The 23,205-nt window shown below is 42.3% G+C and carries 20 protein-coding genes and 1 pseudogene; 8 read left to right on the top strand and 13 right to left on the bottom strand.

Translation table 11 applies throughout. The annotated features are described in order from the left end of the window. Nucleotides 1-130 precede the first annotated feature (130 nt). From AC4CUZ_RS00190 to trxA, 3 genes are all read right to left on the bottom strand, one after another. On the bottom strand, nucleotides 131-388 hold the full coding sequence (locus AC4CUZ_RS00190) for a hypothetical protein (protein WP_005400740.1): 258 nt from the start codon (nucleotides 386-388) through the stop codon (nucleotides 131-133). 411 nt (nucleotides 389-799) lie between these two features. Continuing rightward, the gene (gene rho, locus AC4CUZ_RS00185) at nucleotides 800-2,068 is read right to left on the bottom strand and encodes a transcription termination factor Rho (RefSeq protein ID WP_004692266.1); all 1,269 of its coding nucleotides are present in this window, start codon (nucleotides 2,066-2,068) and stop codon (nucleotides 800-802) included. A 330-nt stretch (nucleotides 2,069-2,398) separates the two neighbouring features. Next, nucleotides 2,399-2,725, bottom strand: a complete 327-nt coding sequence (gene trxA, locus AC4CUZ_RS00180) for a thioredoxin (RefSeq protein ID WP_004692264.1) — start codon at nucleotides 2,723-2,725, stop codon at nucleotides 2,399-2,401. Between the two features lie 263 nt (nucleotides 2,726-2,988). Between trxA and ppx the strand changes: the two genes are divergently transcribed. From ppx to AC4CUZ_RS00155, 5 genes are read left to right on the top strand one after another with little or no spacing between them, the layout of a single operon-like run. Continuing rightward, complete coding sequence (gene ppx / locus AC4CUZ_RS00175) at nucleotides 2,989-4,512, top strand: exopolyphosphatase (protein WP_004692262.1); 1,524 nt, start codon at nucleotides 2,989-2,991, stop codon at nucleotides 4,510-4,512. 30 nt (nucleotides 4,513-4,542) lie between these two features. Continuing rightward, entirely contained in the window at nucleotides 4,543-5,367 is an 825-nt protein-coding gene (locus tag AC4CUZ_RS00170; protein ID WP_087011556.1) for an acetyl-CoA carboxylase carboxyltransferase subunit alpha, read from the top strand. Continuing rightward, nucleotides 5,304-6,650 (top strand): tRNA lysidine(34) synthetase TilS, encoded by a 1,347-nt coding sequence (gene tilS / locus AC4CUZ_RS00165; protein ID WP_419380885.1) that lies wholly within the window; start codon nucleotides 5,304-5,306, stop codon nucleotides 6,648-6,650. The genes AC4CUZ_RS00170 and tilS overlap by 64 nt, the downstream gene beginning before the upstream one ends. Before the next feature lie 28 nt (nucleotides 6,651-6,678). Further along, nucleotides 6,679-7,509, top strand: coding sequence for a pyrroline-5-carboxylate reductase (gene proC / locus AC4CUZ_RS00160; protein ID WP_114836804.1), 831 nt, complete (start codon nucleotides 6,679-6,681; stop codon nucleotides 7,507-7,509). Between the two features lie 25 nt (nucleotides 7,510-7,534). Beyond that, a complete protein-coding gene (locus AC4CUZ_RS00155) occupies nucleotides 7,535-8,104 on the top strand; it encodes a YggT family protein (RefSeq protein WP_004979206.1) in 570 nt (189 codons plus the stop codon). Nucleotides 8,105-8,246: 142 nt separating this feature from the next. Here AC4CUZ_RS00155 and polA read toward each other — a convergent pair whose 3' ends face one another. Next, on the bottom strand, nucleotides 8,247-11,012 hold the full coding sequence (gene polA, locus AC4CUZ_RS00150) for a DNA polymerase I (protein ID WP_419380884.1): 2,766 nt from the start codon (nucleotides 11,010-11,012) through the stop codon (nucleotides 8,247-8,249). A 162-nt stretch (nucleotides 11,013-11,174) separates the two neighbouring features. Between polA and AC4CUZ_RS00145 the strand changes: the two genes are divergently transcribed. Further along, entirely contained in the window at nucleotides 11,175-13,871 is a 2,697-nt protein-coding gene (locus AC4CUZ_RS00145) for a DUF2339 domain-containing protein (protein ID WP_039890189.1), read from the top strand. 49 nt (nucleotides 13,872-13,920) lie between these two features. On the opposite strand, the gene AC4CUZ_RS00140 is transcribed toward AC4CUZ_RS00145, so the two are convergent. Together AC4CUZ_RS00140 and AC4CUZ_RS00135 are read right to left on the bottom strand one after the other, a co-directional pair. After that, nucleotides 13,921-14,844, bottom strand: coding sequence for a mechanosensitive ion channel family protein (locus tag AC4CUZ_RS00140; RefSeq protein WP_004692251.1), 924 nt, complete (start codon nucleotides 14,842-14,844; stop codon nucleotides 13,921-13,923). A gap of 9 nt (nucleotides 14,845-14,853) precedes the next feature. Further along, nucleotides 14,854-15,666, bottom strand: a complete 813-nt coding sequence (locus tag AC4CUZ_RS00135; protein ID WP_039890186.1) for a DUF432 domain-containing protein — start codon at nucleotides 15,664-15,666, stop codon at nucleotides 14,854-14,856. Between the two features lie 114 nt (nucleotides 15,667-15,780). On the opposite strand from AC4CUZ_RS00135, the gene gspE reads away from it, so the two are divergent. Both gspE and AC4CUZ_RS00125 read left to right on the top strand, forming a co-directional pair. Continuing rightward, nucleotides 15,781-17,268: a type II secretion system ATPase GspE gene (gene gspE, locus AC4CUZ_RS00130; RefSeq protein WP_005400733.1), complete on the top strand. Its 1,488-nt coding sequence runs from the start codon at nucleotides 15,781-15,783 to the stop codon at nucleotides 17,266-17,268. A gap of 116 nt (nucleotides 17,269-17,384) precedes the next feature. Then, the gene (locus AC4CUZ_RS00125) at nucleotides 17,385-17,963 is read left to right on the top strand and encodes a hypothetical protein (RefSeq protein WP_005400732.1); all 579 of its coding nucleotides are present in this window, start codon (nucleotides 17,385-17,387) and stop codon (nucleotides 17,961-17,963) included. A 43-nt stretch (nucleotides 17,964-18,006) separates the two neighbouring features. Here AC4CUZ_RS00125 and AC4CUZ_RS00120 read toward each other — a convergent pair whose 3' ends face one another. The 7 genes and pseudogenes from AC4CUZ_RS00120 to AC4CUZ_RS00090 all read right to left on the bottom strand — a co-directional run bounded on the left by AC4CUZ_RS00120 (nucleotide 18,007) and on the right by AC4CUZ_RS00090 (nucleotide 23,115). Then, nucleotides 18,007-18,432 carry an organic hydroperoxide resistance protein gene (locus tag AC4CUZ_RS00120; protein ID WP_005400731.1) on the bottom strand — a complete coding sequence of 142 codons (426 nt, stop codon included), beginning with the start codon at nucleotides 18,430-18,432 and terminating at the stop codon, nucleotides 18,007-18,009. Nucleotides 18,433-18,657: 225 nt separating this feature from the next. After that, nucleotides 18,658-19,131 (bottom strand): annotated as a pseudogene (locus tag AC4CUZ_RS00115) (IS630 family transposase); the annotation flags it as partial. Nucleotides 19,132-19,148: 17 nt separating this feature from the next. Continuing rightward, on the bottom strand, nucleotides 19,149-19,496 hold the full coding sequence (locus AC4CUZ_RS00110) for an IS630 transposase-related protein (protein WP_039890557.1): 348 nt from the start codon (nucleotides 19,494-19,496) through the stop codon (nucleotides 19,149-19,151). A 167-nt stretch (nucleotides 19,497-19,663) separates the two neighbouring features. Then, nucleotides 19,664-20,488: a carbon-nitrogen hydrolase family protein gene (locus AC4CUZ_RS00105; RefSeq protein ID WP_005400730.1), complete on the bottom strand. Its 825-nt coding sequence runs from the start codon at nucleotides 20,486-20,488 to the stop codon at nucleotides 19,664-19,666. Between the two features lie 23 nt (nucleotides 20,489-20,511). Further along, nucleotides 20,512-21,033: an anti-anti-sigma factor GigB gene (gigB, locus tag AC4CUZ_RS00100; RefSeq protein WP_005400729.1), complete on the bottom strand. Its 522-nt coding sequence runs from the start codon at nucleotides 21,031-21,033 to the stop codon at nucleotides 20,512-20,514. Between the two features lie 112 nt (nucleotides 21,034-21,145). Then, complete coding sequence (gigA, locus tag AC4CUZ_RS00095) at nucleotides 21,146-22,114, bottom strand: RsbU family protein phosphatase GigA (RefSeq protein WP_005400728.1); 969 nt, start codon at nucleotides 22,112-22,114, stop codon at nucleotides 21,146-21,148. A gap of 98 nt (nucleotides 22,115-22,212) precedes the next feature. After that, the gene (locus AC4CUZ_RS00090; protein WP_005400727.1) at nucleotides 22,213-23,115 is read right to left on the bottom strand and encodes an MlaA family lipoprotein; all 903 of its coding nucleotides are present in this window, start codon (nucleotides 23,113-23,115) and stop codon (nucleotides 22,213-22,215) included. Between the last annotated feature and the right edge of the window lie 90 nt (nucleotides 23,116-23,205).

Here is a 23,205-nt window from a genome sequence, read left to right as displayed (position 1 = left end):
TTTGCTTAAAATTTTGGGTGATCGTTTGGCTGATTCAATTTTTGCAAAATAATAGAATGTCGTTTTTTGATAAAATTTGAGCATAAAAAAAGAGAGCCACAGGCTCTCTTTTTGACTAATCTCTAAGAGATTAGTGAGCTTTAGCTTCAGAAGCAGCAGCAACAGTAGCTTCAGAAGCAGCAGCAGTAGCTTCAGAAGCAGCAACAGTAGCTTCAGAAGCAGCAGCAGCAGCATCTACAGCAACTTCAGATGCAGCTTCAACAGCTTCAGATGCAGCAGCAACTTCAGATGCAGCTTCAGCAGCAGGAGCTTCTTCTTTCTTAGCACAGCCAACGAAAGCTAAAGTAGTAGCAACTGCAGCAGCAATAGCGATTTTTTTGAATAACATGGCATCACTCTCTAAAATATGAGATTAAAAAAAACCGACGTTAGTCTGTTGTATGCTTTTATTGTTCCTAATTTTGCTAGGGACTAACAATGCAGGAGCAGCCTAACTGGTCTGCAAATATGCTATCACTGCGCATTTTGAATTGCTACTAGCTGGGATGAAAAAAGTGATAAAAAAGGTCTAAAAACAGGGCTTTTTTAACAGAAAATAACAATCAATGATGAGGTTTGTATTGGAGAAGTACTAAATAAACATTTAAAAAGATGAAGGTTTTTTATTTCAAATTTTTATTTATCAAAAACTTGCAAATAAGTTTACAGAGAATGAGATGAAATGTTGCTTTGTGTAAGCTAAGTCAACCAAATAAAAAGGCTGTCGTTAAGACAGCCTTTTTAGGTGAAGCAGGTCGGATCAACTGGTTGCTTTACGCTTCATTTGATCAAAGAAATCATCGTTGGTTTTAGTTTCTTTCATACGATCAAGTAAGAACTCCATTGCTGCAAGTTCATCTTGGGTATGAAGTAGTTTACGTAAAATCCAAACCTTACGTAGATTGTCTTCAGACATTAGACGCTCTTCGCGACGGGTGCCAGACTTTTTGATATTCATCGCAGGGAAGACACGTTTTTCTGCAATACGGCGATCCAGTGTAATTTCTTGGTTACCTGTACCTTTAAATTCTTCGTAGATTACTTCATCCATTTTACTGCCAGTTTCAATCAGGGCTGTAGAAATGATAGTTAGTGAGCCACCTTCTTCAATATTACGTGCCGCACCGAAGAAACGCTTAGGGCGTTCCAGCGCATGTGCATCCACACCACCAGTTAAAACCTTACCAGATGAAGGCACAACCGTGTTGTAAGCACGTGCTAAACGGGTAATGGAGTCAAGCAGAATCACAACATCTTTCTTGTGCTCAACCAAACGTTTTGCTTTTTCAATCACCATTTCAGCCACTTGAACGTGACGAGCAGGAGATTCATCAAACGTTGACGCAATGACTTCACCACGAACAGTACGTTCCATTTCGGTCACTTCTTCAGGGCGTTCATCAATGAGAAGAACGATCAGGAAGCACTCAGGGTTGTTACGCACGATCGACTGAGCGATGTTTTGTAACAACATGGTTTTCCCCGCTTTTGGTGGCGCTACGATAATTGAACGTTGGCCTTTACCGATAGGTGCAACCAAGTCAACTACACGTGCAGTTAAATCTTCTGTCGTCCCGTTACCAAGTTCCATCACCAATTGTTCGGTTGGGAAAAGTGGTGTTAAGTTTTCAAACAAGATTTTGTTACGTGAGTTTTCTGGCGTGTCGTAGTTAATTTGGTTCACTTTTAACAGTGCAAAATAACGTTCGCCTTCTTTGGGAGGGCGAATGGTTCCCGTAATGGTGTCACCAGTACGTAGATTGAAACGACGAATTTGAGATGGGCTAACATAAATGTCATCTGGGCCTGCAAGGTAAGAACCCGCTGCAGAGCGTAAGAAGCCGAAGCCATCTGACAGAATTTCCAAAACGCCATCCCCAAAGATCTCTTCGCCATTCATCGCATGGCGCTTTAAGATGGCAAAAATAATGTCTTGCTTACGGTTACGAGCCATTCCTTCGAGGCCCATAAATTCAGCAATTTTGATGAGTTCGCCAATCGGTTTTTTCTTGAGTTCGGTTAAATTCATAGGAGGTCAGATAAGAATCAAAAATTCTAAATTACAGGATGAAAAGGAAGCAACATTTAGCCGCAGACATGCAATGAAGTAACGCAATTGTATTTGAACTATAACAATTCAGAGTACTGATTCATTGTTTGAAGAGAAACGTGTCAAAACAATTTGTATTGCCGAGCGGCGATCTTATGTGTTGTGTCTTTTAAGAAAATGACAGGATTGAATAATCCTTTATCTCTTGATCATGCAATATAAGAGAGAAAGACAGACTTGTCAATTTATAGCCGAAAAAAATACGCTGTTGTTTAGGCAGCGTATTTCATTTTCAATCTAAACGGATGCTTAAATGTTTTCTTCAATGAAAGCAGTCAATTTCGATTTTGGTGCAGCGCCCACTTGTTGAGCAACAACTTCACCATTTTTGAACATAAGTAATGCAGGAATGTTGCGGATGTTATAGTTCACAGCCGTTGCTTCGCAAGAAGTTACGTCAACTTTAACAATCTTCACTTTACCTTCGTATTCGTTCGCCAATACTTCTAATACAGGTGCAATTGCTTTACATGGCGCACACCAGCCTGCCCAGAAGTCAACAAGCACAGGAACGTCTGATTGAAGTACATCAGCGTCGAAGTTTGTATCAGTTGTATTTACGATATTGCCAGACATGGATAGCTCCAGTTTCAATTTTTGGATAGTTTTATGGCTAATAGTATGTCATAGCCAGCTATCACTGAGTAGATGGATTACTAAATTTTCAACCTTTAGTTTGAATTTGTCTAATTGAAGCTCACGATGTTACTGATCGTGTAACACAATTGTCATATATGCCGAAATTTTAAAGGCTCGTCAATTTCTGACCACAAATGGCTTTTAAATTGCATGGAGGTGAATTAATCTAAGCACAATTCTGTATAGGTTTATATTAAATCATGTCTGATTTTTTGATTGATGAAGAGTTACTTGCTGCCATCGATATGGGGTCGAACAGCTTCCACTTAGCGATTGCGCGAGTGGACCATGGCGAAGTGAAAAAAGTTGCGTCAATGTCAGAAAAAGTACAGTTAGCAGCGGGTTTAGATGAAAACAAAAACTTAACAGAAGCCGCACAGCAGCGTGGTTTGGCCTGTTTATCTCGCTTTGTCGGACGCTTAGGTTCGGTTCAGCCGAATCGTTTAAGAATTGTGGCGACCAATGCGCTACGCCAAGCCAAAAATGGCCATGAATTTATTCAAAAAGCGGCAGAAATTTTGCCGAAGCACATCGAAATTATTGCAGGTCGTGAAGAGGCTCGTCTGATTTATTTAGGTGTATCTCATACCATGGTAAACAGTGGACGCCGTCTTGTGATTGATATTGGTGGGGGGTCGACAGAGCTGATTATTGGTGAAGAATTTGAGCCCATTCATACCGAATCTTTACAAATGGGCTGTGTAGCATTTACAAAAGCCTTCTTTGTCGACGGTGAAATTAACCAAAAAAGTTTTGATAAAGCTGTGGTAGCAGCGCGTAAGGAGCTGTCTGGTATTGCCAATACCTATAAAGAAGCGGGTTGGGATACGGTGGTCGGTTCGAGTGGAACCATCAAAGCGTGTCGTCAAATTACCGTGAATATGGGTTGGAGTAATGAAAAAGAAGAACTCACCCGTGACGGTTTAGATAAGCTTAAAGAAAAATTGCTCAAATACAAACATGTCGCTGAGATGGAATTTGATGGTCTAAAAGAAGACCGTCGAGCAGTTTTGCCAGCCGGAATCGCTATACTTTATGCCATTTTCGATGTACTCGAACTGGATAAACTGGTGTATTCAGATGGTGCCTTACGCGAAGGGGTGATGTATGACTTGCTGGGACGTTTTCAACATGAAGATATTCGAGATCGTTCTGTACAAGCGTTAATGGGCCGTTATAACGCCGATCCAAAACAAGCTGAACGGGTCGTGAACATGGCTCAGCATTTGTTTGATGGTGTGGCGGATTCACTAAAATTAACCACAGAAGACAGTGATTTACTGCGTCGTGCAGCTTATCTGCATGAAATTGGTTTAGCGATTAGTCATGCGGGCTACCATCGTCATGGTGCATATTTATTGCAACATTCAGACATTGCGGGCTTCTCGCAAATCGATCAAAACCATCTATCGCATTTGGTAGCACATCATCGTCGTAAGCTGCGCAGTGATGCGCGTGTCGATGTGATGAAGGTTGGCGGCAACAAATTAGTCTATCTGTGTTTGTTACTTCGCCTCGCAGTTTTACTGAATCATAGTCGTAGCGATCAGATGCTTCCTGCCATTGAATTAACAGTAGGCAATGCGCAACAATGGCAGCTGAGTGTTTCTGGTAATGCCGCGCAATGGCCTTTGCTGGTTGCAGACTTGCATGATGAGCAAGCGCAATTTAAGCATTGGGATGTTGAGCTGGATATCCAATCAGAACAATTTGTCGATGAATAAATTGGTCAATTAGGGATTTATGGTTGAGCTATGAAGAATAAAGCTGCGCAATCCAAAGCATGGACGACGGTTCAAATTGCACGTCATCCTGAGCGTCCGCAATTTTTAGATTATGTGAGTGAAATTTTTACCGAATTTGATGCTTTGCATGGTGATCGCTTATTTGGTGATGATGGTGCAATGATCGGTGGATTAGCTCGCTTTGATGGTCAGCCAGTCATGATTGTGGGTCAACACCGTGGTCGTAGTACGCGTGAAAAGTTACAACATAACTTTGGTATGAGTAACCCAGAAGGTTACCGTAAATCACAACGTTTACTCGATATGGCTGAACGTTTTAATCTACCCGTCTTTACATTTATTGACACCATGGGTGCATATCCAGGTGTTGGTGCAGAAGAACGTGGTCAGGCTGAAGCAATTGCAACATCTTTGGCACAACTTTCAAGCTTGAAAGTGCCAGTAATTGCAACCGTACTTGGTGAAGGCGGTTCAGGTGGTGCACTGGGTATTGGTGTGGCTGACCGTGTGGTGATGTTATCCCATAGTATTTATTCAGTCATTTCACCTGAAGGCTGTGCATCTATTTTATGGAAAACAGCTGAAAAAGCAGAACAAGCCAGCGAAGCTTTGGCATTGACTGCTGAAAAACTACAGAAAATTGGTATTGTTGAATATGTGGTCGATGAAGGTGAGGGCGCTCATCTCAACCCAGAACAAGTCATGCATGCTTTAAAAAACGTTTTAAAAGATGCATTGGCTGAGTTGCAACCAATGGATGCGAATGAACGATGCGAAGCACGTTACCAACGTTTAATGAAGTTTGGCAGCGACAATTTAGGGCTAGTGTCTTAACTGAGTTTCAGGATACGCCTGAACAGCCTCATTTTTTAATCGGATGTAGTGGTGGCATGGATTCCATGTTGCTACTCCATTTGATGTCTCATTTATTTCCCAAGCGCATTCGCGCCATCTATATTGATCATCAATTGCAGGATGTTAGTCCGCAGTGGGGTAGCTTTGTTCAAGAACAATGTTATGTCTTGGATGTCCCATGTGTGATTCAAGCGGTGGATGTTGATCTAGGCAATGTAGAAAGCCAAGCGCGTAGTGCACGTTATGCAGCCTTTCAGAAGCATCTTCTTGCCAATGAAATTTTAGTTCTCGCCCATCATCAACAAGATCAAGCCGAAACCGTTTTACTCCGATTACTCTCTGGTGCGGGGATTCATGGACTTGCCGCCATGCAGAGCATCGACATACGAGAGCAATTTACAATTTGGCGCCCGCTATTGGCTTTGTCCAGACAGCAAATTGAGCTGTGGGCTGCTGAGATGCAGTTGAGAAATATTCAAGACCAAACCAATTTTGATACCAGTTATGATCGGGCATGGTGCCGAGCTGAATTGTGGCCAATTTTAGAAAAACGCTTTCCGAAAATGCAGCAAGCTTTGGCACGCACCAGTTATTTGATGCAAGATGCTGAAACGATTTTAGCCGATGTGTTGGCACAAGATTGGGCCAGTTGCGGCAATGCTTCGGTTTTAAATTTAACCTCATTGCGTCAGTTGTCTGCCCCGAGACAGCGACAGTTGCTCTCTGCTTGGATGAAAGGTGAGGATTTATATCGTCCTGCTTTTGATATGGTGCAACGCTTGTTTGATGAAGTGATTGAATCCAAAGTGGATGCTCAAGCCGCATTGCATTGGAACCAATATTATTATGTACGCTATCAACAACAGCTCTTTCGTGTCAGTAAAGCCGAGTATTTGGCGGAACAATTTCAGACGATTGAGTCAATTGAGCAACGGTTTAGTTTAGATCAAGCTTATGGATTGGCTTCAGGGCAATATCGCATAGAAACACAAAAATATGGACTGTCTTCTGCATTATTAGAGCAGCCTTTACAGATAAAACCGCGCTTAGGTGGGGAAAAACTGCATTTGTATGGACGTGTTGGGGCTTGGCCGTTGAAAAAAGCCATTCAGAGTGCACAAATTTTTCCGTGGCAACGTCATACAATACAAATATTAAGCATAGATAATGTTATGCTTGGTGTTTTTACGCCTAAAGGATTTTGGTTGGTCGAGTCGGCTTATTGTGAAGCGGGTGGATGGCAACCAAATTTAATCGCTTAGTTAAAAAATTCAGGATAGAGAAATAATCATGAGCGCAGTGTTGAATCGTAATATTTGTTTTATCGGCGGTGGTAACATGGCTCAAGCCCTCATTGGTGGCTTGATTTCACGTGGTTTACCTTCAACTCGCATTACGGTTTCTGATCCTGTTGAACAAGTTCGTCATTTATTGGCTGAAAAAGACTTGGTGGTGACTGAGGACAACGCATCTGCTATTCGTGAAGCTGATGTCGTGGTCTTAGCGGTTAAACCTCAAGTTTTAGCCAATGTTTTAAAGCCATTAAGTGGTTTGTTTGACGGTAAGTTGATTATTTCGATTGTTGCGGGTGCTGAAATTGCAACGATTGCTGCATTAGCTGGCAGTAATCGTATTGTTCGTGTGATGCCAAATACACCTGCTTTAGTACAAACAGGTGCGCATGGTTTATATGCCACTGATGCTGTAGATAAAGAAGACCGTGATTTGGCGAGCCAAGTACTTGCTGCGACAGGTTTGACTTTATGGGTAGGCGAGGAAGCGCAAATTGATGCTGTGACTGCGGTGTCTGGTTCAGGTCCTGCGTATTTTTTCTATATGATGGAAAGCATGATCCGTGCAGGTAAAAACCTCGGTCTAGATGAAAAAGTAGCAACGGCGTTGACGTTGCAAACTGCATTGGGTGCGGCACAAATGGCAATCACGAGCTCAAATACACCAGCTGAATTGCGTAAAAATGTCACTTCACCGAATGGTACAACCCAAGCGGCACTTGAAGTGTTTGATCGTGCACAAATTTCACAAAATATCCAAGCTGCATTGGCTGCTGCTCAAAAGCGCAGTCAGGAACTTGCTCAAGAGCTGAGTGAAAGTAGCAAATAATCGTTTTATTTAGGAAAGTTCAAGTATGGGTGCAAACTCTGCGCTAATTTTTGGCATCATTATTAACGTTGCAATTTTACTGGTGTTCTTCCGCTTTCTCATGCAGTTGGCAGCGGTTAACTTTTATAACCCAGTGGTGATGTCGACCGTAAAAGCCACAAAAATTGTGGATATGTTTGGTCGTATTTTTCCAAATGTAGCGAAAGGCCGCGTTAACTTAGCGGCTTTAGTGCTTTTGGTTTTATTGTACTTACTGAAAATTTTTGGCGTCATGTATCTCTCTGGAGCGATGCCGAATAGTCCTGTGCATTTGGTCATTTTAACTTTTGTGACCATGATTCAGGACTTGATTCGTTTCTGTCGTTACCTGATTTTTGCAACGATTATTTTAAGTTGGGTGGTGATGTTTACGCAGTCACGCTCACCTTATATCGAAGTGATTCAAGAGCTTGCCGAACCATTATTGGCCCCGTTTCGCCGTTTATTGCCCAATATGGGCATGATTGATCTTTCTCCAATCGTAGCGTTCTTGGCGTTGTATATTGCTGAAATGATTATGAATGAAGTGGCGATTGTCCTGCTCACTGGTTTATAAGATTGTAGCGAATAAAAAAAGGACTCGATTGCGAGTCCTTTTTTGTGGTTGAAATTTTTAGGTGAAGACGTTGATATTTCTTCTAGGAGGCAAATGGCCTCCATACCAGCCTTCCTCCTAGGAGGGGGACGGTGCAAATGTTTTAGTGGGCTTCATCCCAGTTTCGACCTTTGCCGACTTCAACCAACAATGGCACAGAAATTTGCAAGACGGATTGCATCACGTCTGCCAGTTTCGAAGCTAGTTCATCTGCAATACTTTCATCGACTTCAAAAACCAATTCATCGTGTACTTGTAGTAGCATTTTGGCTTGATCTTTAGGCAGCATTTGATCAACAGCAATCATCGCCATTTTAATAATGTCCGCAGCAGAACCTTGCAGCGGTGCATTAATTGCGGCACGTTCAGCCGCTTGTTTGATCATTTTATTGCTTGCCATAATATCGGGCGTATACAAGCGACGGCCTAAAATGGTTTCGACAAAACCTTGTTCACGTGCAATTTGACGGGTACGTTCCATATAGTCGAGCACGCCCGGATAACGTTGGAAGTATTTCGCAATATAGCCACGCGATTCTTCACGGCTAAAACCGAGTTGACGGGTTAAGCCAAACTCAGACATACCGTAGAGTAAACCGAAGTTGACTGCTTTGGCCTGGCGACGTTGGTCTGAAGTAACATCTTCAAGTGCGACACCTAAGACTTCAGCCGCTGTACGACGGTGTACATCTTGTCCATGCTTAAAAGCATCGACCAAGGCTTCATCTTGGGAGAAATGCGCCATTAAACGCAGTTCAATTTGTGAATAATCGGCTGCCAAGAGCACGCGACCTTGTGGTGCAATAAAGGCTTTACGAATTTGACGTCCAATTTCCTCACGCACAGGAATGTTCTGTAAGTTTGGGTCGGTCGAAGACAGGCGGCCTGTTGCAGTCAGTGCTTGGTGGTAACTAGTATGCACACGATGGGTATCACTGTTGGCTTGTTTTAATAAGCCATCGGTATAGGTGCTTTTTAGTTTGGATAACCCACGATAGTCCAAAATTAGCTCGGTAATTGGGTGGTCAATCTTTTCTAAAACACTTTCAGAGGTACTGTACTGACCCGTTGCGGTTTTTTTGCCGCCCTTAAGTCCGAGTTTATCAAACAGAATTTCACCGACTTGCTTCGGCGAGCTGACATTGAAACTTTGTCCTGCCAGTTCGGTAATCTGACTTTCAAGATTGGCCATGGTATTGGCAAACTCAATACCGAGTTGATCAAGGAAACCTAAGTCGAGCTCAATGCCATTTTCTTCCATGATGGTCAGGACACGGGCAACTGGCATTTCGACATTGTGCAAAATATTGACCAGTTCGGGATGCTTTTGTAGTTTGGCATCGAGCACTTCAAACAGGCGATAGGTCACATGTGCATCTTCAGCTGCATAGTGCGCGGCGGTTTCGATCTCAATTTGGTTAAAGGTTTTCTGTTTTGCACCTTTACCTGCCACTTGCTCAAAGGTCGTGGTTAAGTGGCTGAGGTAGAGGCGTGAAACATCATCCATCCCGTGACGAGTTGCCACAGCATTGAGTACATAAGATGCCAACATGGTATCGAAATACCAACCTTTTAGCTCAATGCCATGATTTTCTAAGACATGGGCATCGTATTTCAAATGATGACCAATTTTCTGAACCGACTCATCTTCTAAAATAGGTTTAATTTGCGCCAAAATCTGTTCACGATCTAACTGCGCAGGTGCATTTTCATAATCATGCGCAAGTGGAACGTAATATGCATCTTGCGCATCGAACGCGACCGAGAAACCAACAATTTGTGCTACGCGATAGTCTAAACTGGTGGTTTCGGTATCAAAGGCAAAACGTTTTTCTGTACTTAAACGTTTGAATAATTGAGTCCACTGTTCTGCACTGAGCACAGTATGGTAATTCGCTTGCCCCAGTTGGTCATCGACGCTGCTTTGAACGGCCTGATCTTCTGTATTGATGACGGTTTCAGATTGTGCTGATTTGGCAATGTGTTGCGTCGCTTGTTTGTAGGTTGCACTATTGGGATTGTTTGGATGATCGAGCGATTGTAACTGCTGGCGGAATTCCAGTTCGGTATACAGTGAACGTAAGGCTTCAGTATTTGGATCTTGGAGTTTAAGATCGTCAAAGGTCAGTCCTGTCTCTAAGTCACAGACAATACTTGCCAGTTGATGATCAAGCGCAATGCCATCAGCATGTTCTTTGATGTTTTGACCGACTTTGCCTTTAATTTTATCGACATTTTCTAAGATGCCACCAATCGAGCCATATTCTGTTAACAGTTTTGCTGCGGTTTTAGCCCCGACACCCGGAACGCCCATAATGCCGTCAGAGGCATCGCCCATTAAGGTCAGATAATCAATAATTTGGTTTGGCCACACCCCAAACTTTTCAAACACGCCATTCACATCCATCGGCTTGTCTTTAAAGCTGTCTTCTAAGGTGACTTTATCGGTCACCAACTGTGCCATGTCTTTATCGCCTGTGGAAATCAGCACTTGCTGTCCCGCGGCTTCCGCACGTTTGGCTAAAGTCCCGATGATGTCATCTGCTTCGGCACCTGGGAGCATGTATAAGGGGATACCCAAAGCACGAATTAAGGCATGCAAGTATGGAATTTGTTCTGATAACTCCTCAGGCATACTTGGGCGGTCACCTTTATAAATTGGTGATAGCACATGACGAAAAGTTGGTTCTGGCGTATCAAAAATGACCGCCATATGTGTTGGCTGGGTACGACGCATCAGTTTTTGGATGGCAGAAATTGCCCCACGAATTGCATTGGTATGTAAGCCAGTTGACGTGGTGAGCGGTGGCAAAGCATGAAAAGCACGAAATAAAAAGTATGAGCCATCGACCAAGACAAATGGTGGCATTGCAAGATTCCTTATCCAAATAACCCGTTTATTGTACGTGATTTTGACGCAGAACAAAGTGTATTGATGTACCGATTGGCATAGATGGTTACGGTTATGCGCTTAAAGATGCACTACAAGCTGATGTATTATTTGAAGATGAGAAAAAGAGATCGAGAACGGATGCAAACTGGACAGCGTGAAATTCGCATGATGTGGTTAATGGGGCTCACGATTGTTGCTATTGCAGCATGGTTTCTGGCTGTACCGCTGTTGAGTGCATTGTGTGGAATTGCTTTGATCATGAGTGTTATGCACTATGTTGATAGTATTGAACACCCCAGTACGACCTTGGCGGAACAACGGGACATTACTTTCCAGCCAACGTCAAAAGTGCCGCTTTACCTTGCTGCTTTCGTCATTTTAGTCGGCATGGTGGGGCAATGGGGTGGGCTCATTGGATTGGGGATCAGTGGTTGGTTGTTCTTTTTCTTTCGATGGTTGCGTCGTTTAGAATATCTATTGTTATCCGTGCAAGCACAGCCACATCAGGTGATATCTGACCGATTCCCAGAATCTGAAAACGCTCCCTCTTTACCCACTACTCTAAACAATACAGATGATTTAAGTCTCAGTGAGCAAGTGAAACGCTGGCTTTGGCAGGGCAATCCTGTCTTAAAAGTTGCGATTGTGATATTGCTGATTGGGCTTATTTTATTATTACGCTTTGCCACCGAACATTGGCAGTTGAGTCTCGCTGTTAAGCTGAGCCTCGTTGCTGCGGTAAGTGTGGGCGTTGTGATCTTTGGTTATGTGCTTCGGCACAAAAACCGCAGTTTTGCTTTGGCTTTGGAAGCGCTTGGACTGTCAGGCTTATTTTTGACTTTGTTTTTTGCTTACTACAACGGTGTGATTGCAAGTTTAGCGATTGCGAGCCTGTGCTTTGTGGTGGTGATGGCGGTTACACTCTGGCTCAGTTTAAAACAGCAGTCGATTGAGCTGGCGTTGATGGCGCTGATCATTGCTTATTTAGCACCTTTTACTTTGCCTGTACGAAATGCCACTGCGATAGAGCTAGTGGCCTATTATTTGGTTATCAATATTGCGGTCGCGGTTTTAAGCACGTTCAGGCCGTGGAAAGTCCTCAATCAAATTGCTTTTTTAATGACGGTGGTCGTAGGCGGCGCTTATGCCTTTTATCAGGGTAAAGCGCCTGAGCGAGGCATGCTGGCCTTGTTGGTTTTGGCACATAGTACGGTCTTTATTTGGTTGAGTTTTCGTTATAGCCAACTTTTGGCGCGTGAGGATTTAACTCAGTTTAAGTTGAAACCGATCTTGGATGTGGCTTTGATTTTTGCTGCACCCATTGTTGCTTTTGCTTTTTTGTATGTGATGTATTTTGAAGAAACGACTTGGCAGGCAGGCTTTAGTCTGGGCTTTGCAGCGCTCTATGCCGTGCTTTATCAACTGCTAAAAAGATCCCACAGTGTTGAGTTGATTGCACAAAGTTATCTCAGTTTGACCTTGGTTTTCTTGGCGCTGATTCCCCCTATTTTGCTGCCTGATCAGTGGGGTGTGGTGGGGTGGAGTGTTGAGGGTGCACTAATTTTTATGTATGCCTTATATCGAAATTCTGCACTGAGTCGTTATTTGGCGATGGGCTTACTGGCCGTGGCAGGGCTCTCAAGTCTGTACTATGTGGTGGAGCTCAATCGTTTTCCAACGGAAGTCTATTGGGCGCTGTGTCTGAGTTATTTTGCTGTGGTTGCCGTTGCCAACAGTGTAGAGCGCTTTAGACAACAGTTGTCTTTTGCCACCATTGCCTTTTTTTGCTTACAACTGCTTTCAGCAACCAGCATGTTGTTTATTTTACTTTTGGATGAAATCCACAGTAAAAGTCAGGTGACGATGGCGCTGCTGATCATCGTACTTTTATATACAGTGCTGAATGAATGGTTGCTCTACCGTAAAGCCAGTTGGTCATGGCTATTACCCAAATGGATTGGCCTGATTCCGTTGTATGCAGTTGCCTTTATTTTCTTGGTGGGCTTGAGCCATGATGGCATCATTATGTGGTCGACTGGTTTAGATCGCCTATTGTTTGCTTTAACGAGTGGATTACTCACGTTGCTGTGGCTTCGCCCGTTACAGGGCGTAGAGGATGAGCAGGAGTGGGTGAGTTTGGGTGCTTTACTGAGTTTAGCGCTGACCAGCTTAACCCTCATTCCAAGTATGCCGTATTTAAGCATGGTCATTTTGCCGCTGGCCTTTGCTGCATGGTGCTACACACAATCGACTCAAACGCGATGGAGACAGTTTTGGCAAGCACGCAATACCTTAGTGCTCATGTTGTTTTGGATCGTGTGTTCTCAGATCTTTAGCCAACAAGCTTTTGCAGGGTACTGGCTACCCATTTTCAACCCATTTGACTTGGTCAGTATTGCGATGCTGATCGGTTTCATTTGGATGCTGAATTTACAAATGAAAGCGGGTTTGGAAAAAAGTCTGGGTGCCATTTTGATGATGTCGAGTCTACTTTGGCTCAGTAGTTATGTGGTGCTACGTGCGCTGCATGTCTATTTTGCAACACCCTATAATGACTGGAAAATGTGGGAAAACGCCTTGGTGCAACTGAGCTTTACTTTGCTTTGGGTCAGTTTGGCTTTCATTTGCATGCTGACGGCGACCAAACGGAACTTGCGTTCATTGTGGATTTTTGGTGGGTGTATTTTAGTTCTTGTGACGCTGAAATTGGTCTTGTTTGACTTATCTCACATTGGGACACTCACCCGCGTGATTTCATTTTTAGGTGCAGGTTTGGTGATGTTGGTGATTGCGTATATTGCACCGATGCCTGAACTTGAGGAAAAGACCAATTAAACAAATTCAGCTCCTTATGTCTGCAGGGATCATAAGGAGCTGAGGCTATTTATTTGATATTCGGTTCTCGTTTCAAGGCTTGCGCATTGGCATATTGATCAATTTCTTCATTGGATAATGGACGCGAAAGCGGATGATCGACAAAACCCATTTTCGGCACAGGAATTTCGATTTGGTTATCTAAGAAACCATTACGAATACGTTCCTGCATTTCATCACGCACTTGCAAAAAGTGTTCTTGCTGACACCACACGGCAAACAGTAACTCAATCGAAGACTCACGAAAGGCGGTGACGGTGACGGCAGGTTTAGGGTCTGCAAGCACCAAAGGATATTTATTAGCCACATCAATCAGCACTTCACGTACTTTAATGATGTTCTCATGAAAGTTAATCGCTAGGGTGATGGGAATACGCCGTATTGGAAACTTAGAGAGGTTGTGAACAGGCGCTCGAATCAGTTGTTCATTCGGCAGTCGTACATAAATGTTGTCCTGAGTGAGTAGCTTAACCGAGAGGAGGTCAATTGAAATGACTTCACCTTCAATGGTATTGCCACGAATAAGGGTGATTGAAATGGTGTCACCAATTTCAAAAGAACCTTCACCAATCAGGAACAACCCACTGATTAAGTTGGATGCTGAGGTTTGTGAGGCAAAACCCAAAGCAACCGTCAAAATACCTGCGGCGCCTAAGAACACACTGAGTTTAAAACCAGCTTCTTTGAGGCTGGCCATCACAAAAATTAGAAAAATAAAGTAAAAAATACCACGACGCCAGACCAGTCGTTGGTGGGCGTTAAACTTGGTGCCAATGGTTCGGATAAAGGTATTTGAAACCAGACGTGCCAAGAGAAACCCAACAAAACACAGCACTAAGGCAATTAAGATTTCCGTTAGTCGTTCTGTATTGATGTTGGTAAAAATGCCTTTTAGGCTACTGGTAATTTCTTGGGGAATATTTGAGTTTGGCATCTGTCCCCCTTAGAAGAATGAATCAAACATATTAAATAATGCGCTCGCCGAAGAGCGCGGTGGATGCACATAAATCACTTTGCCTGCATGCGGAGGCGTACGGTTCTCGATACGGATTCGCGGTGGCCGATCGGCGCCTTCATGTAAGACTTTAATTTGCGATGTCCAAAGTCGTCCCGTACTTTCACTATAAAATAAAGGCAGGGCTGAAACAGGTACGTTCATGCGGTCAAAACGCAGTTGTAAATGGCTGGTGTTGTGGAACTCAATGGGCGTCACTGCACGAAATGCACGTGGTTTGAGTTGATGCAATTCAGTTCGACCATCGACAGCCGTAGCGTAGGCAATTTCACCTGTACGGTGGTTTGGCCCAAACCAAGTTTCTTTGGGTAAAATCACAGGAATATCAAATAGGGGATCGCGCTGACCTTCAATAAAACCCGAAATCCATAACGGAGTGCTGATATACAACGTCCCGCGCTGACCTGCTGGAATATAAATCGGATCGACAGGTTTAATCACCACTGAACGATCGGCCAAACGTGGCATCAGTTGGATCGTATGGTGAGTGTTTTTAAACATGTAGCGTTTAATTTCAACGGGTTGTGGAAAGGCGAAATGTGGGTCCTCTATCGCATGCCATTTTTGCTCATAGTCATACTGAACTTGAGGACGATGGAACTCTAAACGCCATTCTTGTAGACCGCGGGTGAGGCGAAAAAGTAATGAGCCGAACTGCCACGCACGAGCTTGATTCAACTCAAAGTTGTATTCCCCCCACCATTTTAAATTGGGGCTATCCGATTCAAACAGTTCATTCATATTAGGCAACAGCACATTTCCTTATATTGCAAATCAGTGAAAAACAGACTTCACGCTGTCATATGCTTAGAGTACACTCAAAATAATATTTTTCATCATTATTATAATTTTAAGATGCAAGTGCTTAAACAATTACAAATTCCCTATAGTTTTGCGAAGCGTCATGGCGTGCTGTTGCGTTACGAAGGCGATCAAGCCTTTATTGTGCGCCGTGAAAGTACGCCGTTGTTGGCTTTGCAAGAGGCACGTCGTTTTTTAGGTGTGGCAGCACAACATCAACTGTGTAGTGATGAAGAATTTCACCAGCTTTTAAGCAGTAGCTATGCAGGGGACAGTGGTGAATCACAACAAGTGGCCGCAGGTTTAGAAGATCATCCCGATTTACTTAGTTTAGCCGACCAAGTGCCTGAAGCTGAAGATCTGATGGATCAAGAAGATGATGCTCCAATTGTTCGTTTGATTAATGCGTTATTGTCTGAAGCCATTCGTGTTGGCGCATCTGATATTCATATTGAAGCCTTTGAAAAGAAACTATCGGTGCGTTTACGTGTCGATGGGCAATTACGTGAAATTGTGCAACCACGCCGTGAACTAGCACCGCTGTTGGTGTCTCGTATTAAAGTCATGGCAAAACTGGATATTGCGGAAAAACGGATTCCGCAAGATGGGCGTATTTCACTGCGTTTAGCTGGGCGTGAAGTCGATGTGCGTGTTTCGACTTTACCCTCATCACATGGCGAACGTGTGGTGATGCGTTTATTAGATAAACAAGCCGGTCGTTTGAACATGACTCATTTGGGCTTATTGAAACCTGACTATGAACGCTTGACTCAATTGGTGCATCGTCCACACGGGATTATTTTGGTCACAGGGCCGACAGGTTCGGGTAAAACTACAACGCTTTATGCGGCACTTTCGGACCTCAATGATGGTTCGAAAAATATTTTGACCGCAGAAGACCCGATTGAATATCAATTGGAAGGGATTGGACAGACGCAAGTCAACACCAAAGTCGATATGACTTTTGCGAGAGCCTTAAAAGCCATGCTGCGTCAAGACCCAGATGTAGTCATGGTGGGTGAAATCCGTGACTTGGAAACGGCTGAAATTGCGGTACAAGCATCGCTCACAGGGCATTTGGTTTTATCTACACTGCATACCAATACGGCCATTGGTGCGGTGACCCGCTTAAAAGATATGGGCATTGAGCCATTTTTGCTGTCGAGTTCTTTGATTGGTGTCATTGCACAGCGTTTAGTGCGAACCTTATGTAGTCACTGTGTGACATGGCATGAAGCCGATACTTTTGAAACACAACTGTTTCAGCATTTGAATCCAAAAGCAGAACTTCAGTTACCTCAACCGAATGGCTGTGAACGTTGTTCACATACGGGTTTTATGGGGCGGACGGCGATTTATGAAATTGTCGCTGTGGACGATCAGATGCGCCGTTTAGTTCATGGCAATGCCGCTGAATATGACTTAGAAAGTTATGCACGACAAAACTCTGGCTCTATTCGTGATGATGGTTTACGTAAAGTGTTGGCAGGGAAAACCACACTGGAAGAAGTATTGCGTGTGACCAATGAAGCGGCAGAGTAATGAATATCGACTAGTAGATACGGGTTATGCGTGTAGTTGTATTATCCTGAAATTACCTGATGTGTTTGTATGGCAGCGTCCGTTTTACTTTTAGAATGAAAATAAAGAACTTTATAATGATGAATAAATCCTTAGCCTTGTTTGGTGTGTTGAGTGGTATGGTATTTTTTACTCCTCTCAGTTTTGCAAAAGATAAAACTTTTAATGTTTATAAAAAATGCCATGATGAAATGGAGTGGTCATGTGATGTCATTAGAAATACCAATGGCAAGAAGGAAAAAGTTTATGGCGGTATGAAATCACCAAACATTGAGCGTTTAAATCAAAGTTATTATCATGTTCAAATGTCATGTGGTAGCCCATGTCAGGCTCATAGTTTTCTATCGAGAAATAAACAAGAAGATGATGCGACTCAAGAATTTATCGCTATTGATACGAAGAGTAATTGTTTAATTGAAACTGATTCTAAACACAATAAAATCACAGCTCGCCAATTAAATTCGAAAAAAAGACATACTTTGATCAGTACTCAGCACCCTATTTTTCAAAATGTCCCTATTTTTGATATTGCCCAATACACTGTGTTCCAAGGCACTTCTTATTTTGATCAAAAAGGAAATTTGATTTTGCTGGCAGATGAAATCGATGATCAAAAGAAATTTAAAAAGATATTTCCAAATCCTTGTAAGTTATGAAATCTCTATCCCAAAGCTATGACTTTAGGATAGAAGAGATGACTTAAACAATTACATTCAACGTCACATCAATATTGCCACGCGTTGCATTTGAATAAGGGCAAACAATATGTGCTGCATCCACTAATTTTTGCGCTTCTGCTTGCTCTAAACCTTCTAAATGAATGTTCAAGGTGACTTGAATACCAAAACCTGTTGGAATAGGGCCAATACCTACATCACCTTCGATATAAACATCCGGTGTAATTTTTAATTGGTCACGGTTAGCAACAAACTTCATTGCACCTAGAAAACATGCAGAATAACCTGCGGCAAAAAGCTGTTCAGGGTTCGTTCCACCACCTGCGCCGCCCATTTCTTTAGGAACGGTGAGTTTTACATCTAAAATTCCATCAGAAGAGGTTGCGCGACCATCACGGCCACCTGTCGCTTTAGCATGTGCTGTATAAACTACTTTTTCTAAAGACATTGTGATTCCCTGAATATTGTATTTGAGTTCTTATCCTGTCCTAAATTGCAGAAAGAATAAGCAGTGTTTTTGTAAATTTATACAGAGTATGCTTGCGTTTAAATTGAGGGTTTAGTTAATTAAAAATCAATGGTATAGAATCCTATTATTGTTTTTTAACATTCGCAATCGGGGCTTATCGATGTGAATGAAAACAGAGAGTGATTCGAGCTATAGTCAAACCGCTTAATTACCCATACACTCGTTAAAGAAACGACTAAAAAGCTTATCTATTGAGTTAACCAACCATTTTTTCCTTTTTGCTTTCACCCATGCCCACATTTTTTCAATAGGATTAAGGTCAGGACTATAAGGTGGTAACCAAAGTATTTGATGCCCATGTTGGCTTAATAGATCTTGTATATCTGGTCGTTTATGGAAGGCTGCATTGTCCATGACAATTACACTATTCGAGGGTAGTTCTGGTAATAAAAACTGATCTACCCAAAAATAAAATACATCCGAATTTACTTTGCTATCAAATAAACCCACTGCAAATAACTTACCCTCATGGATTGCTCCTATTGCATTGGTTTGATTTTTTAATTGCCAATTATATGTTCCATAACAAGGAGTTCCCTGTTTTGAATAACCATGAGGTCTATGTTCATGAGATTTAAATCCACTTTCATCAAGATAGATGATCGGGTGTTGATACCTTAATCGGTTTAAATCTTTTAAATACTGCTCTCTGAGTTCTGTTTTTGCTTTCGGGTGCCGTAAGGTCTTTTTTTAACTGTAATATTTAGACGCTTGAGCGCATCTCCAATTGTAGAAGTAGCACAACCAAAACGAGCAGCGCGTTCATATTGATAATCATCAGGATATTGCTCAACATCTGCACGTAAGGCATCATCATCAACTTTAGATGGTTTTCTTGGTCGAGTTCTTTTTATTTCGATTCGCTTTTTCCATTCGACAATTGTATTTTTATTAATTTCGAAGTGCTGAGCAACCGCTCGGATAGATTGACCTTCTTCAAGCTTGGCTAATATTTTTTTTCTAAAATGTATTGGATAACTCATATCAGTATTGTATTGGTTTTTTGACGTGTTGACTATACTATTAATTTTAAAGATAAATAGAGTCATGTATTTTATGAGAGCTAGAGCTACTCCATGAAAGAGCAGTAGTGAATCAATATGAAGTTTTTGTGCGAAGAATAACCTTGTCTTAAACGATCGCAGCGTGATTAAAATTGCACTAATTTTCGGTGTTGCATTAACGGCATGCTTTCACGGATTTGAGCTTGTTCTGCCAAGTCAAAAGGTACAGTAATCAACTGTGCACCCGGGTTAAGAATTAAATCCAAAACTTGACCACGGCTATTGGTTGCTGCTGCATGTCCCCAAGTTTGTCTCTTTTCACCATGCCAACCTTGTTGCGCTGCGCCTAACACGATGCTTTGGCTATCCATCGCACGGGCTTGTAATAATAACTGCCAGTGCATTTGCCCCGTAGTGTAGGTAAATGCAGCAGGAGCAGTCAAAATATTTGCACCACGCGCGCGTAAAGTTAAAGCCAGTTCAGGAAAGCGTAAGTCATAGCAAACCATCAAGCCAATATTACCAAAAGGCGTTTTTGCCACAACGACATCTGTACCAGGTTCAAAAAACTTCGATTCTTGGTAGCCACCCACAGCATCGCCAACTTGTACGTCAAACAAATGAATTTTGTCATAACGTGCTTCAGTACGTTCAGGGCTAATGCAAAGACTGACTGTACGAACACGACCATCCTCAATAACAGAACCATCTGGACGGAACGGGCATGGGAGAGTACCCGCGACGATCCAGATCTGATATTGATGAGCAAGATTTTCTAAACGCTTTTGAATGTCTTCAAACTGTGCTGCGATCTCACGTTGTTTGCCTGCGGCAAAACAAACGAAGTTTTCGGGGAACACAATAAGTTCAGCACCATTTGCTTTACTTTGTTGAATGAGAGACTCAATGACAAGGAAGTTTGCTTGGATGTCATTTTGAGAGTTCATCTGTACAACAGAAAGTAAAGTCATAAATGGGCCTACAAAATTTGTTGTTATGCGTTTTGTTGCTGTGACACTTGATCGAGGTTGTCTTGTTCTTTTTGCAACTGTTTGACCAAAGGTTCAAACATATTTTGATTATTTTGATTCAGTTCCATCAAAGTTTTATGTGCATCTAGTACGGTGTTTAGCATATTACGATGTGTAATGTGCTCTTCCATCAGTTCGAGGGTACAAACATTTGGATCGCCACAGTAGTTTAAAATCACAAAAACCTGCCCTAGCCCCATACTGTTGGCTAAGGTAGTGATATCAGAGTTGGTGGACAACATGACAGCTTGGATATTATGGATCTGTTTAAGCTTTAAGCCTAACTTTGCCAAAATGCCTAACACAGTGCTGTCGATGAATGTAGTTTGGGTTAAATCTACGATTGCACCAACAACATTTGACTGTTGTTCAATACGGTTTAAAAGTTTGTCTAGACTGATACAAGATTGGGCACGCACTTCGCCAATAAGCTTAAAAATATGCGTTCCATTCAAGCTTGCATATTCAACATGACCTGTTGACATATAAATGCCATTTGCAGAGAAGGATAGGAAATTATCCCATAGGGCAAATACTTACTCAAGTATCTAACAGTCTTAGAAGATAGGATATTGTAATAAGTTATTGATAATTTGATTAATTCATTCGACGTAAACTTAATATAGCAATATCGTCTGCAACATGTTCTGGTGCTTCAAAGGATTGATTTTGCAAATGATACATCAATTGTGTGAACTGATCATTCAGTCCCCCATTGAAGGGTTCGAGTGCACCATCTGAACAAATAATGAAGCGGGCATGACGGTTGAGTACACATTCATGCTCTTCAACTTCCAGCTCTTCAGTAAGGCCTAAAGGAAAACTACTGGTATGTAATATTTTAGGAGCTTGATTTGGCTCAAAGATAATTGCGGGGGGGTAATGTCCTGCACTCGACCAGCGAAGTTGATGGGTTTCGAGGTTTAAAATCCCTGCAATCATGGTGATGTGCTTTTCAATATTCTCTTGAACCAACATGCCATTGAGTTTCTTAATTAACCCACGCGGAGTTTTGGCACGACCATGAAAAGCCGCCATCCAAGAGGTTAATAAGCTACTGGTGACCCCATGACCAGATACATCAGCCAAATAGAACATCACTTCTTTATCGCTAATTTTCCAATAATCAAACCAGTCCCCAGACAAATAAGCAGAAGGCTGAAAAAACGTTTCGACGGTGTAGTTTTGGAGTTCTATCGGGTTTGGTAAAAGTCGCTTTTGTAACTCTGCTGCGGAAGGCAGATCGCGACTGTCTTGATTACGCTTATATTGCGCATCAATTTTGAGTAAGGATTGCTGTGGGTTACTGGGCAGCTTATTCCACATCCAACCTGCTAAAGCACCGAGTTCCCAAGCTTGGGCTAAAGCACTACCTTCATTTTCAAAGGCAAGAACAATGGTAGGCAGTGTCCATTTATAATCTAAATAATCTTGGATATCGGCAATAGCAATAATAGTCGGGTCATAAAGATCAATGTCTTCTATGCGAATCATTTGCACACTTGGTAGTGTGTCTAGCACCTGTTCTAAATATGGAATATGGCGAGAAGGTTGAATGAAATACATAAAAAAAATGGCTTATCCTTAGCATTAAGCTATTGCTTTACTATAACAAGCAAATTACAGCTAGAGAAAAAAAATTCAACTCTAGCTGCAATACATTGTTATTCCGTATCTAACATTTGATGCGATTCATTGGTTGATGGAGAGCTAGAAGAATCATCATCACCGACATCATCAATAAACATCCCTTCCGCTTCTTGGCCTTTTTTCTCAGCAATAATGAAGTTTTTACGTTGTAAATAAATATCACGAATTGAGGAATATTTGTCGCCTTGAATCGCACCCTCAATATCAATCAGTTGCGATCGCACATCAATACCACGTAGAGTCTGTTCAGCCCAATATAGGCCTTCTTCATCTTCTAGAATGTATCTTTGTGGGCGTGCATAGCCATCGACCACTAAGCCAAAACCATCACGGAAAGTACTGGGTCCAAAAATAGGAAGCACGAGATATGGGCCAGATGGAACACCCCAATAGCCGAGAGTCGTACCAAAGTTTTCATCTTCAGTTTCTAAACCCAAGCGCGAAGCAGGATCTGCAAAACCTAAAGTAGTTACCGTATTAATGGTAAATCGACCTAAAGTTTTTGCGGCACGGCCGGGACGACCTTGTATAAGTTGGTTCACCGCATTCCAAGGTTCACCGAGGTTTTTACGGAAGCCACTATAAGAGTCACGAATCGGAGACGGAATCTTTTCTTTATATTCCACCGCAATTGGGCGAACGATCGCACGGTCTAAAGCATCATTGACGGCAAAAATTTGTCTATTTAAAGGCTGAAGTGGATCTTTTACATTATCAGGTTGTGCTGCATTGGCATCTACTTTTAAATCTTTTGCTTTAATATTCTTTAATTCTTTAAGCGAAGAAGATTGAGCTGTTTGCGGATCAGCACTGGTATCTATTTCGCTGGCAGCCGCAGGCGCTACATCTTCAGCAAATGCAAATGTTGTAAAGCCTACAAAGAGTAGACCAGCACATAAGTGGCGAATGTGTTGCATATAAAAGAGTTCCGGAACTTTATAATCAGCAGGTGAATTAAAAAAATAATGTTTTAACTATCTTAACAGCTCTTTATTGCTCATTGTTAA

Source organism: Acinetobacter sp. 789_lipA (assembly GCF_058242845.1).
Note: the sequence above shows the minus strand (reverse complement) of the source record. Positions and strands in the feature narration are given on the sequence as shown.

Coding starts and splice junctions, on each gene's coding strand:
- AC4CUZ_RS00190 (WP_005400740.1), bottom strand. CDS start 388: ATGTTATTCAAAAAAATCGCTATTGCTGCTGCAGTTGCTACTACTTTA.
- rho (WP_004692266.1), bottom strand. CDS start 2,068: ATGAATTTAACCGAACTCAAGAAAAAACCGATTGGCGAACTCATCAAA.
- trxA (WP_004692264.1), bottom strand. CDS start 2,725: ATGTCTGGCAATATCGTAAATACAACTGATACAAACTTCGACGCTGAT.
- ppx (WP_004692262.1), top strand. CDS start 2,989: ATGTCTGATTTTTTGATTGATGAAGAGTTACTTGCTGCCATCGATATG.
- AC4CUZ_RS00170 (WP_087011556.1), top strand. CDS start 4,543: ATGAAGAATAAAGCTGCGCAATCCAAAGCATGGACGACGGTTCAAATT.
- tilS (WP_419380885.1), top strand. CDS start 5,304: ATGCGAAGCACGTTACCAACGTTTAATGAAGTTTGGCAGCGACAATTT.
- proC (WP_114836804.1), top strand. CDS start 6,679: ATGAGCGCAGTGTTGAATCGTAATATTTGTTTTATCGGCGGTGGTAAC.
- AC4CUZ_RS00155 (WP_004979206.1), top strand. CDS start 7,535: ATGGGTGCAAACTCTGCGCTAATTTTTGGCATCATTATTAACGTTGCA.
- polA (WP_419380884.1), bottom strand. CDS start 11,012: ATGCCACCATTTGTCTTGGTCGATGGCTCATACTTTTTATTTCGTGCT.
- AC4CUZ_RS00145 (WP_039890189.1), top strand. CDS start 11,175: ATGCAAACTGGACAGCGTGAAATTCGCATGATGTGGTTAATGGGGCTC.
- AC4CUZ_RS00140 (WP_004692251.1), bottom strand. CDS start 14,844: ATGCCAAACTCAAATATTCCCCAAGAAATTACCAGTAGCCTAAAAGGC.
- AC4CUZ_RS00135 (WP_039890186.1), bottom strand. CDS start 15,666: ATGAATGAACTGTTTGAATCGGATAGCCCCAATTTAAAATGGTGGGGG.
- gspE (WP_005400733.1), top strand. CDS start 15,781: ATGCAAGTGCTTAAACAATTACAAATTCCCTATAGTTTTGCGAAGCGT.
- AC4CUZ_RS00125 (WP_005400732.1), top strand. CDS start 17,385: ATGATGAATAAATCCTTAGCCTTGTTTGGTGTGTTGAGTGGTATGGTA.
- AC4CUZ_RS00120 (WP_005400731.1), bottom strand. CDS start 18,432: ATGTCTTTAGAAAAAGTAGTTTATACAGCACATGCTAAAGCGACAGGT.
- AC4CUZ_RS00110 (WP_039890557.1), bottom strand. CDS start 19,496: ATGAGTTATCCAATACATTTTAGAAAAAAAATATTAGCCAAGCTTGAA.
- AC4CUZ_RS00105 (WP_005400730.1), bottom strand. CDS start 20,488: ATGACTTTACTTTCTGTTGTACAGATGAACTCTCAAAATGACATCCAA.
- gigB (WP_005400729.1), bottom strand. CDS start 21,033: ATGTCAACAGGTCATGTTGAATATGCAAGCTTGAATGGAACGCATATT.
- gigA (WP_005400728.1), bottom strand. CDS start 22,114: ATGTATTTCATTCAACCTTCTCGCCATATTCCATATTTAGAACAGGTG.
- AC4CUZ_RS00090 (WP_005400727.1), bottom strand. CDS start 23,115: ATGCAACACATTCGCCACTTATGTGCTGGTCTACTCTTTGTAGGCTTT.